We start from the raw sequence: 14700 nt of genomic DNA on the forward strand, positions 1-14700 counted from the left end.
AGCTTCACCCCTCCAGCGTCAGCACAACCTCGTCGATCTCCTCGCCCCGCGCATTGGCGAACCCCCTGTCCTGCCCGGAGACGCGGAACCCGCACTTCTCCAGCACCCGCAACGACCCCACGTTGTCGGCCGCCGCCCGAGCGAACAACGGCCGCTCGGGCACGGCATCGAGCAGCGCCCGCAAGGCACCGGTGGCGATCCCCCGCCCCCAGTACGCCCTGTCGATCCAGTACGTCACTTCGCGCTCGCCGGGCGGGCCGTACACCGCCGCGTTGCCGACCACGTCACCGTCGACGAGGACCGTACGGTTGACGACGTCGGACGCGGCGCGGATCCGCTTCCAGTGGGCGTCGAAGGCGTCCCGGTCGGTCGGGTCCTTCGCGGTGAACGCGGCCATCCGCACCGACTCGGGATCCATCATCTGCCGGAAGAACACGGGCAGATCGCTGTCGTGGATCTCGCGGAGCACGACCTCCGCGCCGGATACGCCAGGTACGCCAGATACGCCAGGTACATCAGACATGTCAGAGCCTCCGGGTGGCGAGAGTCAGCCGGTCCCGCGCGTCGAACAGCGCGTCCTTCACCATCTGCTCGTGCGCGGGCGTCAGCCGCGCCACCGGCACCGAGCAGCTGATCGCGTCCCGGGCGGGCGTCCGGTAGGGGATCGCGACGCCGAAGCAGCGCAGCCCCAGCGTGTTCTCCTCGCGGTCCACCGCGAACCCCTGCTCCCGCACCTGGTGCAGCTCCTCGATGAGCTTCTCCCGGTCGGTGATCGTGTGCTCGGTCAGCGCGGGGAGCGTCTCCGGGAGCAGCTTCCGTACCTGCTCGTCGGTGTGCGTGGCGAGCAGCGCCTTGCCGAGCGACGTGGAGTGCGCGGGCAGTCGGCGGCCCACGCGCGTGAAGGGGCGGAGGTAGTGCTGGGACTGGCGGGTCGCGAGGTAGACGACGTTCGTGCCGTCGAGGCGCGCCAGGTGGATGGTCTCCGTCGTGTCGTCGGAGAGCCGGTCCAGGGTCGGCCGGGCCGCAGCCACGACCTCGTCGCCGTCGATGTACGACGTACCGACGAGCAGGGCCCGTACGCCGATGCCGTACCGCGTGCCCGTCGCGTCCGTCTCGACCCAGCCGAGCTCGACGAGGGTGCGCAGCAGCATGTAGAGACTGGACTTGGGGTACCCGACGGCCTCCTGCACGGCGGCCAGGGAGTGCATGCCCGGGCGTCCGGCGAAGTACTCGAGCAATTCAACCGTCCGCACCGCGGACTTGACTTGTGCCCCGCCGCCCGTCTCGACTGCCGACATCGCCTTGACCCCCTAGTTCGCCGGGAAATAGTCTCCACAGCATATTCACCACCAGAGACAGCGTTCAGCATATCGAACGCCGCTGGTGAGTGGCACATGTACTGCGGCATTACATCTGGAGGGACCCGCGGTGGCAGCAGCACCAGTCTGGAGTGTCGACCCCCGAACCGGGAAGCAGCGCGAGCAGGTTGCGGTGGAAGCCACAGCCCAGGAGGTGGACGCGGCCGTCCGCGCGGCCCACGCCGCCCGGGGAGCACTCGCCGACCGCACCGTCCGCGCGGCCTTCCTGCGCTCCGCGGCCGACCAGCTCGAAGGCGCCAAGGAGTACCTGGTCGAGGCAGCGGACGCGGAGACCGCGCTCGGTCCGGTCCGGCTCACCGGCGAACTCGCCCGCACCTGCTACCAGCTGCGGGCCTTCGCGGACATCGTCGACGAGGGCGAGTTCCTCGGGGTCGTGATCAACCACCCCGACGACACCGCGACCCCGCCGATCCCGGACCTGCGCCGCTACAAGGTGCCGCTGGGCGTCGTCGCCGTCTACTCGGCCTCGAACTTCCCCTTCGCCTTCTCCGTCCCCGGCGGTGACACCGCGAGCGCGCTCGCCGCGGGCTGCCCGGTCGTCGTCAAGGCGCACCCGGACCACCCGGGCCTGTCCGAGCTGGTCGCCTCCGTCCTGCGCCGGGCCGCCGCCCAGCACGACATCCCGGACGGTGTCCTCGGCCTGGTGCACGGCTTCGACGCGGGCGTCGAGCTGGTCAGGCACCCGCTGGTCACGGCCGCCGGATTCACCGGTTCGGTACGTGGTGGACGTGCCCTCTTCGACGCGGCGGCCGCCCGGCCCGTGCCGATCCCCTTCCACGGCGAGCTGGGCTCCCTGAACCCCGTCGTCATCACCGAGGCCGCGGCCGCCGAGCGCGCCGAGGCGATCGGTACGGGGCTCGCGGGCTCCATGACGCTGGGTGTCGGCCAGTTCTGTGTGAAGCCCGGTCTGGTGCTGGCGCCCGCCGGCGCGTCCGGTGACCGCCTGGTCAAGTCGCTCACGGACGCGGTGAGCGACACGGACGCGGGCGTGCTGCTGGACCACCGCATGCGCGACAACTTCGTCGCGGGGGTCGCCGAGCGGGCCGAACTCCCCGACGTGGACGCCCCGGTGACGCCGGGCGCGGGCAGCGAGCACACGGTGAGCCCCGGCTTCCTGACGGTTCCGGCCGAGCGGCTGGCCGCCGAGGGCGAGTACGACCTGCTGCTCGAGGAGTGCTTCGGGCCGGTCACCGTCGTCGCGCGCTACGAGGACGAGGCCGAGGCGAACGCGGTGCTCGCGCGGCTGCCCGGCAACCTCACCGCGACCGTGCACCTCTCCACGGAGGAGACGGCCGGCGAGGGGCGTGGCGCGGAGATCCTCGCCGAGCTGACGCCGCTCGCCGGGCGGGTCCTGGTGAACGCGTGGCCGACCGGTGTCGCGGTCGCGCCCGCCCAGCACCACGGGGGGCCGTACCCGGCGACCACCTCCACGTCCACGTCGGTCGGCGGTACCGCCATCGAGCGGTGGCTGCGGCCGGTCGCGTACCAGAACACGCCGGAGGCGCTGCTGCCGGTGGAGCTTCGGGACGACAATCCGCTGGGGTTGCCGCGGCGGTACGACGGGCGTCTTGAGCGGTAGCGCTCCGCTGGGTGCGCTGTTCGGTGGGGTTGTGCGTGAGCTGCGGGCCGGTCGTGGCTGGTCGCGCAGTTCCCCGCGCCCCTGAGGGGCGCCCTTCGGGGGCGCCCCGAAGGACCCCCGCGCCCCTTTCGGGGCGTGGGGGTGGACCTGACAGACTCGGGGGATGGACGTGAAAATTCCTGAACTTCCCTTTTCTCTTCGGACGTACGGGCCCGATGGGCACTGGTCGTACGAGGACGGGGTGCTCACCGGGTGGGCGGGGGCGCGGCAGGACCGGTTCGTGCCGCCGACCGACGAGGGACTGGACCCCGCGTCCGACGCGCCCCGGCTGCTCGGGTCGCCGGAGGGGGACTTCCAGCTCATCGCCCGGGTCACGGTCGGTTTCGCCGGGGCCTTCGACGCGGGCGTGCTGTACGCGCATGTGGGCGAGCGGGCCTGGGCCAAGCTCTGCCTGGAGAACTCACCGGACGTGCCCACCGTCTGCACGGTCGTCACCCGGGGCCACTCCGACGACGCCAACTCCTTCACGGTGGACGGCAGTTCGGTCTGGCTGAGGATCAGCCGCACCGGCCGCGCCTTCGCCTTCCACGCCTCGCGGGACGGCAAGCGCTGGACCTTCGTCCGCCTCTTCACCCTGGCCGACGAGAAGGAGACCGGCGCCGCCCTGATCGGCTTCATGACCCAGTCCCCGATGGGCGAGGGCTGCGTGGTCACCTACGACCACATCGAATACCACCCGGACTGGCCGGCAGACCTCAGAGACGGCACCTGAGAGACGGCCCCTGAGCCCCTCGGCCGGCGGGGTCGTACGGGCGGGCGCCCGGTGCCATGCTGCCGGGCATGACCACCGACACGTACCAGACCCTGCCGGACGGCCGCCCCCTCCCGCTCATGACCGGGGCGGAGCGGCCCATGCTGGAGAGCTGGCTCGCGTTTCACCGGGCCACCCTGGAGTCGAAGTGCGCGGGGCTGGACGACGGCCAGGTGCGGCTGGCGTCCGCCGCGCCGTCGGAGCTGACTCTGCTCGGGCTGGTGCAGCACCTCGCCGAGGTGGAGCGGAACTGGTTCCAGGCGGTGTTCGCGGGACTCGACGTGCCGACGCTGTACGAGGACGGCGTCGGCGGATACGCCCTCGACCCGGAGCGCGGGCTCGACGAAGCGCTGGCGGACTGGCGCCGCGAGGTCGAACGCGGGCAGGAGTTGTCCGCCGGGCGGTCGCTCGACGACCTCGGCCGGATTGCCGAGGGGCCGATGGCCGGGCTGGAGGTCAGTCTGCGCTGGATCCTTGTGCACCTGATCGAGGAGTACGCCCGCCACAACGGTCACGCGGACATCGTCCGGGAGCGGATCGATGGGGTCACAGGCGCCTGACCAGCGGGGCGGTGGGGGATCGGGGAATTCCGGTTCAGTTTATCCCGGGGGTATTTCTCGGTGCTTTTCTGGGGCCTTATTCAGTGCAGCTCCCCGTATTCTTCTGCCCGCTTTCTCTGAACCTAAACGCTAAGATTTCGCGAACGCCAACCTCTTAATTCGGGCAGATCTCGTGGTGATTACGCGGCTGTGACGCAACACACAGGGTGACCGGTTTCTCCTGTATTTTCGGGATAAAGTGGCTGCTTCGGGCCGGTGGTACGCGGTGTCCGCGCCCGCGTGATAACACAGCAGGCGCGTCGACGTAACCCCCTTCGGCGATGCAATTTGAACTTTCGCTGGGTAAATTCAATCCGCATGACCGCCGCACAAGCAGACCTGCAAGCGGAATTCCTGGAAATGCCGGAAGGGCTGCGGATCGACCGTCCGCACGTGGTGGACGGAGCCGCGCTCTGGCGCATTGCCAAGGACTCCGGGAACCTCGACCTGAACTCCTCCTACAGCTACCTGCTGTGGTGCCGTGACTTCGCCGGCACCTCCGCGGTGGCGCGTACGGCCGACGGCGAGCCGGTCGCCTTCGTCACCGGTTACATCCGGCCGGAGCGCCCCCACACGCTTCTCGTGTGGCAGGTGGCCGTCGACGCGGAACAGCGCGGACGCGGCCTCGCCGCCGCGCTCCTCGACGGACTGACCCTGCGGATCTCCCGCACACACGAGCTGACCACCGTCGAGACCACCATCACCCCGGGCAACACCGCCTCCGAGCGGTTGTTCACGTCGTACGCCGGACGCCACGGAGCGACCGTCGAGCGCGAGGTCCTGTTCGACACAGCGCACTTCCCCGACGGACCGCACGACCCAGAGGTGCTGTACCGCATCGGCCCCCTGTCGCACTGACGAACCCCCCACGCCCTGAGGAGCAACACCGTGACCATCACCCAGCCCGACCTGAGCGTCTTCGAGACCCTGGAGTCGGAGGTACGCAGCTACTGCCGCGGCTGGCCCACCGTCTTCGACCGCGCGCAGGGCAGCCGCATGTTCGACGAGGACGGCCACGAGTACCTCGACTTCTTCGCCGGCGCCGGATCACTCAACTACGGCCACAACAACCCCGTACTGAAACGCGCCCTCATCGACTACCTGGAGCGCGACGGCGTCACGCACGGTCTGGATATGTCGACGACCGCCAAGCGCGGGTTCCTGGAGTCGTTCCAGAACCTGGTGCTGCGGCCCCGCGACCTGCCGTACAAGGTCATGTTCCCGGGCCCGACCGGCACCAACGCCGTCGAGTCCGCGCTGAAACTGGCCCGCAAGGTCAAGGGCCGCGAGGCGATCGTCTCCTTCACCAACGCCTTCCACGGCATGTCGCTCGGCTCGCTCGCCGTGACCGGCAACGCCTTCAAGCGGGCCGGCGCCGGCATCCCGCTCGTGCACGGCACGCCGATGCCCTTCGACAACTACTTCGAGGGCAAGGTCGAGGACTTCCTCTGGTTCGAGCGGCTCCTGGAGGACCAGGGCTCCGGCCTCAACAAGCCCGCCGCGGTGATCGTCGAGACCGTGCAGGGCGAGGGCGGCATCAACGTCGCCCGCCCGGAGTGGCTGCGCGCCCTCGCCGAGCTGTGCGAGCGCCAGGACATGCTGCTGATCGTCGACGACATCCAGATGGGCTGCGGCCGGACCGGGGCGTTCTTCTCCTTCGAGGAGGCGGGCATCACCCCCGACATCGTCACCGTCTCCAAGTCCATCAGCGGCTACGGACTGCCCATGTCCCTGTGCCTGTTCAAGCCCGAGCTGGACATCTGGGAGCCGGGCGAGCACAACGGCACGTTCCGCGGCAACAACCCCGCGTTCGTGACGGCCGCCGCCGCGCTGGAGACGTACTGGTCCGACGGCCCCGCCATGGAGAAGCAGACCCGCACCCGTGGCGAGCAGATCGAGGAGGCGTTCATCTCGATCACCGAGGAGAACCTCGCCGACGTCAAGGAGTACCGCGGCCGGGGCCTGGTCTGGGGCATGGAGTTCCACGACAGGGCGCGCGCGGGCCTGATCGCCAAGCGGGCCTTCGAACTCGGCCTGCTCATCGAGACGTCGGGCCCGGAGAGCGAGGTCGTGAAACTCCTCCCGGCGCTCACCATCACCCCCGAGGAACTGGACGAGGGCCTGCGCATCCTCGCCCGCGCCGTCCGCGAGACGGCCTGAACCACCCCTGAACCACAGCGGCCACACCGAACCGCACCAACCGGATCAGCAGCACATCAGCCTGAAGGAGGCTTCGCAGCACCGTGATAGTCCGTTCGTTCAAGGAGATCGAAGGCACTGACCGACACGTGAAATCGGCGTCGGGTACCTGGGAGAGCAAGCGCATCGTCCTCGCCAAGGAGAGGGTCGGCTTCTCCGTGCACGAGACGATCCTCTACGCGGGTACGGAGACGTCGATGTGGTACGCGAACCACATCGAGGCCGTCGTCTGCGTCGAGGGCGAGGCCGAGCTGACCGACGACGAGACCGGTGAGAAGTACACGATCACGCCGGGAACCATGTACCTCCTCGACGGGCACGAGAGGCACACGATGCGGATCAAGCAGGACTTCCGCTGCATCTGTGTCTTCAATCCGCCGGTGACCGGACGGGAGGACCATGACGAGAACGGCGTCTACCCCCTGCTGACCGAGCCCGAGGAGGTCTGAACCGATGACGACGATCACCGACCTGTATCCCAGTCGCGGCACCAGCGAGGTGTCCGTGCCCCGGCAGGACCCGGTCGTGTGGAGCGAGCCCGGTACGCCGGGACCGATCCCCGGGGTCGACCTGCAGTCGTACGAGCGTGACGGCTTCCTCGCCGTCGACCGGATCATCGGCGAGGACGAAGTCGCGCTCTACCATGCGGAGTTGGAGCGCCTGGTGACGGACCCGGCGATCCGTGCCGACGAGCGCTCGATCGTGGAGCCGAAGTCGCAGGAGATCCGCTCGGTCTTCGAGGTCCACAAGATCAGTGAGATCTTCGCCCAGCTCGTACGCGACGAGCGCGTGGTCGGCCGGGCCCGGCAGATCCTCGGCTCCGACGTGTACGTCCACCAGTCGCGGATCAACGTCAAGCCCGGCTTCGGCGCGAGCGGCTTCTACTGGCACTCGGACTTCGAGACCTGGCACGCCGAGGACGGCCTGCCGAACATGCGCACGGTGTCCGTCTCGATCGCGCTGACCGAGAACCACGACACCAACGGCGGCCTCATGATCATGCCGGGGTCGCACAACACGTTCCTCGGCTGTTCCGGAGCGACGCCGAAGGACAACTACAAGAAGTCGCTGCAGATGCAGGACGCGGGCACGCCCTCCGACGAGGCGCTCACCAAGTTCGCGTCCAAGCACGGCATCAAGCTCTTCACGGGCAAGGCCGGCTCGGCGACCTGGTTCGACTGCAACTGCATGCACGGCTCGGGCGACAACATCACGCCGTTCCCGCGCTCGAACGTCTTCATCGTGTTCAACAGCGTGGAGAACACGGCGGTGGAGCCGTTCTCGGCCCCGGTACGCCGGCCCGAGTTCATCGGGGCGAGGGACTTCACTCCGGTGAAATGACGTACACCTGAAGTGACGTACGCCTGAGGGTGATTGGCCCGGTGTCCGACTCATGGGAGTCGGACACCGGGCCAACTGCCTTACAGCGCCGGGTAGTCCGTGTAGCCCTTCGCGTCCCCGCCGAAGAACGTCGCCCCGTCGGGCTCGTTGAACGGGCCGCCGGTCCGCAGACGGGCGGGCAGGTCCGGGTTGGCCAGGAACAGCTGGCCGTACGCGACGAGATCGGCGACACCGTCCTCGACGAGGGCCAGGGACTCCGGCCCGGTCGGCCCCTCGGTGGCGGGGTTCAGGACGAGGGCCCCGCTGAACCGCTTGCGCAGTGCGAGGGTCAGCTCACGCATCTCGACCGCCTCGGTGACGTGCAGATAGGCGAGGCCCACCGGCTCCAGCTCGGCCACCAGCGCGGTGTACGTGGGCTCCGGCTCGGGCTCCTGGATGTCGTTGCGGGACGCAGCGGTGAGACGGGGAACGGATGTTCCCGGCGACAGTTGGTGTGGCTCGTTCGTACGATCCCCGCATGCAGCTTCGGTACGCCTTCAGGTTGTACCCGGAGCCTGGTCAACGCAGAGCGTTGGCCCGGGCGTTCGGGTGCGCCCGCGTCGTGTTCAACGACGCGGTGCGCGCCCGTGAGGATGCCCGCGCGACCAAGGAGCCCTACCCCAAGGCCGGGACCCTGTCCCAGCAGTTGATCACCCAGGCCAAGAACACCCCCGCACGCTCCTGGCTGGCTGAGGTCTCCTCGGTCGTCCTGCAACAGGCTTTGCGGGACGTGGAGAAGGCGTATCGGAACTTCTTTGCCTCCTTGAAGGGGGAGCGCAAAGGTCCGGGGGTGGGCGCGCCGCGGTTCAGGTCTCGTAAGGATGCGCGACAGGCGATCCGGTTCACCGCGAACGCCCGCTGGAAGATCACTGAGAAGGGGTGGCTGTTGCTGCCGAAGATCGGCGAGGTGCGGGTGAAGTGGTCGCGCGTCCTGCCCGCCGTACCGTCCAGCGTCACGGTGATCCTGGACTCGGCGGGGAGGTACTTCGCGTCCTTCGTCATCGACACCGGCCCCGACAACGGCAGGGCCCGCTGGGACGGCCCAGACCCCGACAGCGCCATCGGCATCGACCTGGGGCTCACGCACTTCGCGGTCCTTTCCGACGGCACAAGGATTGATTCGCCGCGGTTTCTGCGCCGCGCGGAGAAGAAACTGAAGAGGGTGCAGCGGGAGTTGTCCCGTAGGCAGAAGGGATCGAAGAACCGGGCCAAGGGCCGCCTGAAGGTTGCCCGCGCCCACGCATCCGTGGCTGACGCGCGCAAAGAGTTCCACCATCAGCTCTCCACGCGTTTGATCCGCGAGAACCAAGCGGTCGCGGTGGAGGATCTGGCGGTATCGGGACTTGCGCGTACAAGGCTGGCCAAGAGCGTGCACGATGCGGGCTGGTCGCAGTTCGTGTCGATGCTCGCCTACAAGGCGGAGCGGTACGGGCGGACCTTCATCAGGGTCGGCCGATTCGAGCCTACCAGTCAGGTGTGTTCGGCCTGCGGCCACCGGGGCGGACCCAAGCCCCTGGACGTGCGGGAGTGGACCTGTCCCGCCTGCGGCATCCTGCATGACCGGGATGTCAACGCCGCGAAGAACGTGAAACGGGCCGCTGGACTGGCGGCATCAGCCTGCGGAGCGCCGGTAGGACCAGAACCCGTTCTGGCACAGCGCGAAGAAACAGGAAGCCACGGAATCACCTGCCGAAGCCGTGCCGCGTAGCGGCACAGCGACGGGTAGGGACGGCCAGAATCCTCGGGCTTCAGCCCGAGGAGCGTGTCAAAGCCAGGACAGGGCGGCAGCCCGCTCCAGTACGCCGCGTACGACGTCCTCGTCGCCCGCCACGCCCCTCGGCACCTCGTCCGGTGTGTACCGGCCGCCCACGAGCAGACAGAAGTCCACGGCGTCCAGGACGAGTTCACCCCGGACCGCCTCGTCCTCGGAGCCGAGCACCCACTCGGTGGAACTCTCGCCGGCGGTCACCGCGAACAGCACCGGCGGTGCCGTCGGCCCCAGCGCCATGCCGAGGATGCGGACGGCGAGCCGTACCAGCTGCCACAGATGGGCGTCAGGGGGCGGCGGCACCGCGAGACCGAGCGCGCGGCCGATGTCGTCCGTGTGGATCCACGCCTCGAAGCCGCGCACCACGAAGTGGTCGGCGACCGGCAGCCGTACGCCCATCAACGTCGTCGCGCGCGCGGCCCGTTCGGGATCGCGGGCCTCCGGCGTGGCCAGCAGCGCGGCGGCCCGCTCGGCCCACACTGTCACCGTCTCCTGGGGGTCGCGCGTCCGCTCGTAGGCGATGACGTCGGCGGTCCGCGTGTTCCAGGCCTCCTCCCACGAGGCGTCCTCGGTGGTCCGCGAGGGCGGCGTGTGGGTCTCCAGGCCCAGGCGCACGGCCAGTTGCTCGTCTGCGGCGATCAGATGGCCGACGGTGTCGCGGACGTCCCAGTCGTGCACGACGGGCGTGCCCCACGGCCCGTGGCCGTCCACCTCCCGCAGCAGCGCGCGCAGTCCGGCGACGGCGGCCGCGTACGGGGCCGCGTGCGCGGCGACCCGCGGCAGGGCGGGCCGGGACCGCAGGGCGAGCGCGAGCACACCGTCCGCTCCGGCCGGACCGCCACCGCCGACGACGGACGCTTCAGCGGATCCGGCGCCCGTCACCGCGGCCGCCGATCCGTTCTGCGAGACCGCGGCCGAACCGTTCCGCGCGGCGGGCGATCCGTTGCCGGCGGCGGTCGGCCCCGGTGGCACGTCCAGCAGCCGTACGGTCTCGCGGAGCCGTTCCGCCTCCGCCGCGCAGCTCTCGCAGCCGGCCAGATGCAGCGGTACGGCCTTCTCGTCCGCGGGCTGCAGCGCGCCGAAGGCCCAGGCGGCCAGCAGCTCGGGCACACCGTCGTGGTCGTCGGTCACCGGACGCCTCCTTCCCCTGTCGCCATCATGCGCCCCTTTCCCACGCCGGATCCGGCGGCTCGGCCAAAGTCTCGGCCAACTTGCGCAGCGCGGACCGCAGACGGGTCTTGGCGGTGCCCTCCGGGATGCCCAGCTCGACGGCGGCCTGGCGGTAGGTGCGGCCCGCGAAGTACGCGAGGTGGACCACCTCGCGCTGCGGCTGCGGAAGTTCGGCCAGCGCGGAGTGCAGCAGCAGCGAGCGCTCGCGGTCGACGACCGCCTCGTCGGGCCCGGGCCCGGTGTCGGGGATCGCGTGCAGCGCGGAGTCGTCCGCCCCGGCGGCCTTGCGGTGCCGGGCCTCGCTGCGCACCCAGTCCACGGCCCGCCGGTGCGCGAGCACGGACAGCCAGGTGCGCAGCGAACCCCGGCGCGCGTCGAACGCGTACGGCCTGCTCCACAGCTGGGCGAAGACCTCCTGCGCCACGTCCTCGGCGGCCGCCGGGCTGTTAGTGACGCGCCCGGCGATCCGCCGCACGAGCCCGCCGTACGCCGCGTAGGCCTCGGACAGCGCGGACTCGTCGCCGTACACCAGCCGCCGATGCAACTCAGCATCCGCGGGTGGCCGTTCGGATTTGCGGAGAGTTGGCTCCACCGGCACCACCACCTCGTGCTGCCCTTCCTAGCGTCCCGGTGGACCCCGCGCCAGTGGGTCTCGCAATCAGCCCGACAGGACGTCCAGCAGACGATCGACATCCGCGGCCGTGTTGTACAGGTGGAACGCGGCCCTCAAGTTGCCCGCGCGGTCGGAGACCTCGATCCCCGCCCGGCTCAACTCCGGCTGCCTGCGGCCGAGTCCGGGCACGGAGACGATCGCAGAGCCCGGCGCCGGAACCGGCTCCTGCCCCAGGCCGGCCAGGCCCGCGCGGAAGCGGTCCGCGAGGGCGAGGTCATGGGCGTGCACGGCGTCCACGCCCAACTTCTCGATCAGCTCCAGCGAATGGCGGGCACCCGCGTACGAGAAGAGGCTCGGGCTCTCGTCGAACCGCCGTGCGGAGTGGGCGAGTTCCTCGACCGGCCCGTAACAGCTGTCCCAGGGGTGCTCTCCCGCGACCCAGCCCGCGAAGATCGGGTCCAGTCCTCCCAGGTCCTCCGGAACGACCAGGAAAGCCACGCCCCGCGGGCAGACGAGCCACTTGAAGGCGACGGAGGACACGTAGTCGTACGCGTCCGCGTCGACGGGCAGCCACCCGGTGGCCTGGGACGCGTCGATGTACGTACGGGCCCCGTGCTCCCGGGCGGCCTCGCGCAGCGCCGGCAGATCGACGATCCGGCCGTCCGCGGACTGCGCGGCGCTGACCGCGACGAGCGCGGTGCCGGGGCGCACCGACTCCGGGATCCGCTCCAGCGGCACGGTGCGCACCTTGAGGTCGCTGCGCACATGGAAGGGGTTCACCACGGAGGTGAAGTCGGCCTCGGCGGTGAGGACTTCGGCCCCCTCGGGCAGCGAGGCGGCGATCAGCCCGCTGTACACGGCGACGGAGGCCCCGGCCGCGACACGGCGGTCCGGGACTCCGACGAGACGGGCGAAGGAGGCGCGGGCCGCCTCCACGTCGGCGAACATGTCCTGCGGCTGCCCGGCCGCCACGGACTCGACGCCGGCCCGCATGGCGTCGACCGCGCGGGCCGGGAGCAGCCCGGTGCTCGCGGTGTTGAGATAGGTGTTCTTCGCGGCGAACTCGGCACGGACGAGGGTCTCGAAGGTCTCCATGGGACCACTCTGCGGCCCGGGAATCTCCCCGTCCATTGCCGACTTCTACGTGGTTTCGCCAAGCAACGCTTATGGATACGCCCCGACCTGCGCTTTTGCCGTCCGCTTCAGTTCTGCGGCACCGCACATCCGTCGGGGCCGCACGCCTCGGCGTCGTCCTGCTGGATCACCTTCAGCGGGGAGTGGCTGCCCCACGCCTGCTCCAGGGCCCGCGCGAAGACCTCGGCGGGCTGGGCGCCGGAGACGCCGTACTTCCGGTCCAGGACGAAGAACGGCACGCCGTTCGCGCCCAGCTCGGCCGCCTCGCGCTCGTCGGCCCGGACCTCGTCGGCGTACGCGGCCGGGTCGGCGAGCACCTCGCGGGCCTCGCCGGCGTCGAGCCCGGCGGAGACGGCCAGCTCCACGAGCCGCTCGTCGTCGCCGAAGACGGACCGCTCCTCGGCGAAGTTCGCCTTGTAGAAGATCTGGATCAGCTCGTCCTGCCGGCCCCGCTCCTTCGCGAGGTGCAGCAGCCGGTGCATGTCGAAGGTGTTGCCGTGGTCGCGGCCTTGGGTGCGGTACTCAAGACCCTCGGCGGCGGCCTGCGTGCCGAGGTTCTCCTCGCCCGCCTGCGCCTGTGCCTCGCTCATCCCGTACTTCTTGGTGAGCATCCTGATCACCGGCTGGATGTCGGTCTTGCCGCGCCCCGGGTCGAGCTCGAAGGAGCGGTGCACCACCTCGATGGCGTCGCGGTGCGGGAAGGCGTCGAGCGCCTTCTCGAAGCGGGCCTTACCCACGTAGCACCATGGGCAGGCGATGTCGCTCCAGATCTCGACGCGCATGTCTTCGGCTCTTTCGGCTAGTACGGGCGGGGCGGAGGCGGCCTCCGTGTTCGTATGTGAACGTTCAATCGCCTGAGTTCATTCCGCGGTCCGGTGGGGGCTGATCGCGCAGTTCCCCGCGCCCCTAAAGCGGGGCTGCGCCCCTGCTTTTGTCTTTCAGGGGCGCGGGGAACTGCGCGACCGGCCCCCACCCGCCCGCAGACGAAACTCAGCCCTCGGCCAACGCGGCGCGCAGCGCGGAGAGGCAGGACTGGACGGAGTCCAGCGTCGCTGCGGGGCCGTAGTGGTTGACCCGGATCATCTCCTTGGCCAGGGCACCGCCACCCGCGGCGAGCGGCAACGTCGGGTCGGCGGCCAACGCCCTGGCCACCACGGCGGAGGCGTCGACCCCCACAGGCGTACGCAACGTCGTGGCGACCGGAGCCGCCGCGGAGGCCTCGTACACGTACGGCTCGAACCCGGCGCCCAGCGCGAGCACCCCCTCCCGGGTCGCGACGGCCGCCGCCGCGTGGCGGGACATCACCGTGTCGAGCCCCTCCTCCTCGATACGGACCACGCACGCCTCCAGCGCGAGCATCTCCAACTGGGCCGGAGCGTGCAGAAGTGCCCGGCGACCGCCGTCGATCCAGCGCTCCTTCCAGTCCAGGAGGGAGAGGTAGGAGCGGCGCGGAGCGTGCGGGTTGGCGGACATCCGGGCCCAGGCGCGCGAACTCACCGAGACCGCGGAGACCCCGGCCGGCCCGCCCATCGCCTTCTGGGCGCCGATCACGCACAGGTCCACGCCCCACGCGTCCGGCAGCACCGGCTCCGCACCGATCGACGCCACCGCGTCCAGGTAGAAGAGGGCACCGTGCGCCCGTACGACCTCGCCGATCTCCGCGACCGGGTTGGTGTTGCCGGTGGCCGCCTCCGCGTGGACGAGGGAGACGAAGTCGATCTCCGGGTGCTCGGCGAAGGCCTCCTGGATCTGTGTGGCCGTGACCGCGGTGTGGAAGGGGACGGCCAGGTCGTACACCGTCGCGCCGCAGTCCCTCAGCCAGTCGCCGAACGTCTGCCCGTACGGACCGGTGATCACGTTGAGAGCCGTCGTGCCGGGCCCGGCGGCGCCACGGATGGCTCCCTCCAGCGGCAGGAGCGCCTCGCCCTGGGTGATCAGGACGTCCTGTTCGGTGGAGAGCAGCCGCGCCACGCGGTCCTCGATCGACGCGAAGTGCGCGGCGCTCAGCGGTGCCAGGTCCAGGAGGGGGTGGGTCACAGCAGTGCTCTCTTCGTTTACGGACGGCGCT

15 protein-coding genes and 1 pseudogene are annotated in these 14700 nt (G+C 70.2%); 8 read left to right on the plus strand and 8 right to left on the minus strand.

What is annotated here, in order from left to right:
* Nucleotides 1–4: 4 nt before the first annotated feature.
* Nucleotides 5–523, minus strand: coding sequence for a GNAT family N-acetyltransferase (locus ACIBEI_RS36365; RefSeq protein WP_398894739.1), 519 nt, complete (start codon nucleotides 521–523; stop codon nucleotides 5–7).
* A gap of 1 nt (nucleotide 524) precedes the next feature.
* Complete coding sequence (locus tag ACIBEI_RS36370; RefSeq protein ID WP_055616458.1) at nucleotides 525–1298, minus strand: IclR family transcriptional regulator; 774 nt, start codon at nucleotides 1296–1298, stop codon at nucleotides 525–527.
* Nucleotides 1299–1428: 130 nt separating this feature from the next.
* On the opposite strand from ACIBEI_RS36370, the gene ACIBEI_RS36375 reads away from it, so the two are divergent.
* From ACIBEI_RS36375 to thpD, 7 genes are all read left to right on the plus strand, one after another.
* Nucleotides 1429–2958 carry an aldehyde dehydrogenase (NADP(+)) gene (locus ACIBEI_RS36375; protein WP_398894741.1) on the plus strand — a complete coding sequence of 510 codons (1530 nt, stop codon included), beginning with the start codon at nucleotides 1429–1431 and terminating at the stop codon, nucleotides 2956–2958.
* Between the two features lie 163 nt (nucleotides 2959–3121).
* On the plus strand, nucleotides 3122–3730 hold the full coding sequence (locus tag ACIBEI_RS36380; protein ID WP_398894743.1) for a DUF1349 domain-containing protein: 609 nt from the start codon (nucleotides 3122–3124) through the stop codon (nucleotides 3728–3730).
* 68 nt (nucleotides 3731–3798) lie between these two features.
* Nucleotides 3799–4329, plus strand: a complete 531-nt coding sequence (locus ACIBEI_RS36385) for a DinB family protein (protein ID WP_398894744.1) — start codon at nucleotides 3799–3801, stop codon at nucleotides 4327–4329.
* Nucleotides 4330–4686: 357 nt separating this feature from the next.
* Nucleotides 4687–5226, plus strand: a complete 540-nt coding sequence (gene ectA, locus ACIBEI_RS36390; RefSeq protein ID WP_398894745.1) for a diaminobutyrate acetyltransferase — start codon at nucleotides 4687–4689, stop codon at nucleotides 5224–5226.
* A 30-nt stretch (nucleotides 5227–5256) separates the two neighbouring features.
* A complete protein-coding gene (gene ectB / locus ACIBEI_RS36395) occupies nucleotides 5257–6528 on the plus strand; it encodes a diaminobutyrate--2-oxoglutarate transaminase (protein ID WP_398894747.1) in 1272 nt (423 codons plus the stop codon).
* Between the two features lie 83 nt (nucleotides 6529–6611).
* Nucleotides 6612–7016, plus strand: coding sequence for an ectoine synthase (locus tag ACIBEI_RS36400; protein WP_361056832.1), 405 nt, complete (start codon nucleotides 6612–6614; stop codon nucleotides 7014–7016).
* Between the two features lie 4 nt (nucleotides 7017–7020).
* Nucleotides 7021–7908, plus strand: a complete 888-nt coding sequence (gene thpD, locus ACIBEI_RS36405; protein WP_398894749.1) for an ectoine hydroxylase — start codon at nucleotides 7021–7023, stop codon at nucleotides 7906–7908.
* 80 nt (nucleotides 7909–7988) lie between these two features.
* Here the strand turns inward: thpD and ACIBEI_RS36410 are convergent.
* A pseudogene (locus ACIBEI_RS36410) lies at nucleotides 7989–8351 on the minus strand (alkene reductase); the annotation flags it as partial.
* Between the two features lie 74 nt (nucleotides 8352–8425).
* Between ACIBEI_RS36410 and ACIBEI_RS36415 the strand changes: the two are divergent.
* A complete protein-coding gene (locus ACIBEI_RS36415; protein ID WP_398894750.1) occupies nucleotides 8426–9655 on the plus strand; it encodes an RNA-guided endonuclease InsQ/TnpB family protein in 1230 nt (409 codons plus the stop codon).
* Between the two features lie 57 nt (nucleotides 9656–9712).
* Here ACIBEI_RS36415 and ACIBEI_RS36420 read toward each other — a convergent pair whose 3' ends face one another.
* The 5 genes from ACIBEI_RS36420 to ACIBEI_RS36440 form a co-directional block, all read right to left on the minus strand.
* On the minus strand, nucleotides 9713–10846 hold the full coding sequence (locus ACIBEI_RS36420; protein ID WP_398894752.1) for a maleylpyruvate isomerase family mycothiol-dependent enzyme: 1134 nt from the start codon (nucleotides 10844–10846) through the stop codon (nucleotides 9713–9715).
* Between the two features lie 25 nt (nucleotides 10847–10871).
* Entirely contained in the window at nucleotides 10872–11489 is a 618-nt protein-coding gene (locus ACIBEI_RS36425; RefSeq protein ID WP_398894754.1) for an RNA polymerase sigma factor, read from the minus strand.
* Nucleotides 11490–11543: 54 nt separating this feature from the next.
* Nucleotides 11544–12593, minus strand: coding sequence for an aminotransferase class V-fold PLP-dependent enzyme (locus tag ACIBEI_RS36430; RefSeq protein WP_398894755.1), 1050 nt, complete (start codon nucleotides 12591–12593; stop codon nucleotides 11544–11546).
* A 107-nt stretch (nucleotides 12594–12700) separates the two neighbouring features.
* The gene (locus ACIBEI_RS36435) at nucleotides 12701–13414 is read right to left on the minus strand and encodes a DsbA family oxidoreductase (RefSeq protein WP_398894757.1); all 714 of its coding nucleotides are present in this window, start codon (nucleotides 13412–13414) and stop codon (nucleotides 12701–12703) included.
* A 208-nt stretch (nucleotides 13415–13622) separates the two neighbouring features.
* Nucleotides 13623–14669, minus strand: a complete 1047-nt coding sequence (locus ACIBEI_RS36440; protein WP_398894758.1) for a pyridoxal-phosphate-dependent aminotransferase family protein — start codon at nucleotides 14667–14669, stop codon at nucleotides 13623–13625.
* Between the last annotated feature and the right edge of the window lie 31 nt (nucleotides 14670–14700).

This window comes from Streptomyces sp. NPDC050988, from assembly GCF_044456225.1.
In the GTDB taxonomy this organism is placed as follows: Bacteria; Actinomycetota; Actinomycetes; order Streptomycetales; family Streptomycetaceae; genus Streptomyces.

Coding starts and splice junctions, on each gene's coding strand:
- ectA (WP_398894745.1), top strand. CDS start 4,687: ATGACCGCCGCACAAGCAGACCTGCAAGCGGAATTCCTGGAAATGCCG.
- ACIBEI_RS36430 (WP_398894755.1), bottom strand. CDS start 12,593: ATGGAGACCTTCGAGACCCTCGTCCGTGCCGAGTTCGCCGCGAAGAAC.
- ACIBEI_RS36415 (WP_398894750.1), top strand. CDS start 8,426: ATGCAGCTTCGGTACGCCTTCAGGTTGTACCCGGAGCCTGGTCAACGC.
- thpD (WP_398894749.1), top strand. CDS start 7,021: ATGACGACGATCACCGACCTGTATCCCAGTCGCGGCACCAGCGAGGTG.
- ACIBEI_RS36380 (WP_398894743.1), top strand. CDS start 3,122: ATGGACGTGAAAATTCCTGAACTTCCCTTTTCTCTTCGGACGTACGGG.
- ACIBEI_RS36385 (WP_398894744.1), top strand. CDS start 3,799: ATGACCACCGACACGTACCAGACCCTGCCGGACGGCCGCCCCCTCCCG.
- ACIBEI_RS36370 (WP_055616458.1), bottom strand. CDS start 1,298: ATGTCGGCAGTCGAGACGGGCGGCGGGGCACAAGTCAAGTCCGCGGTG.
- ACIBEI_RS36435 (WP_398894757.1), bottom strand. CDS start 13,414: ATGCGCGTCGAGATCTGGAGCGACATCGCCTGCCCATGGTGCTACGTG.
- ACIBEI_RS36365 (WP_398894739.1), bottom strand. CDS start 523: ATGTCTGATGTACCTGGCGTATCTGGCGTACCTGGCGTATCCGGCGCG.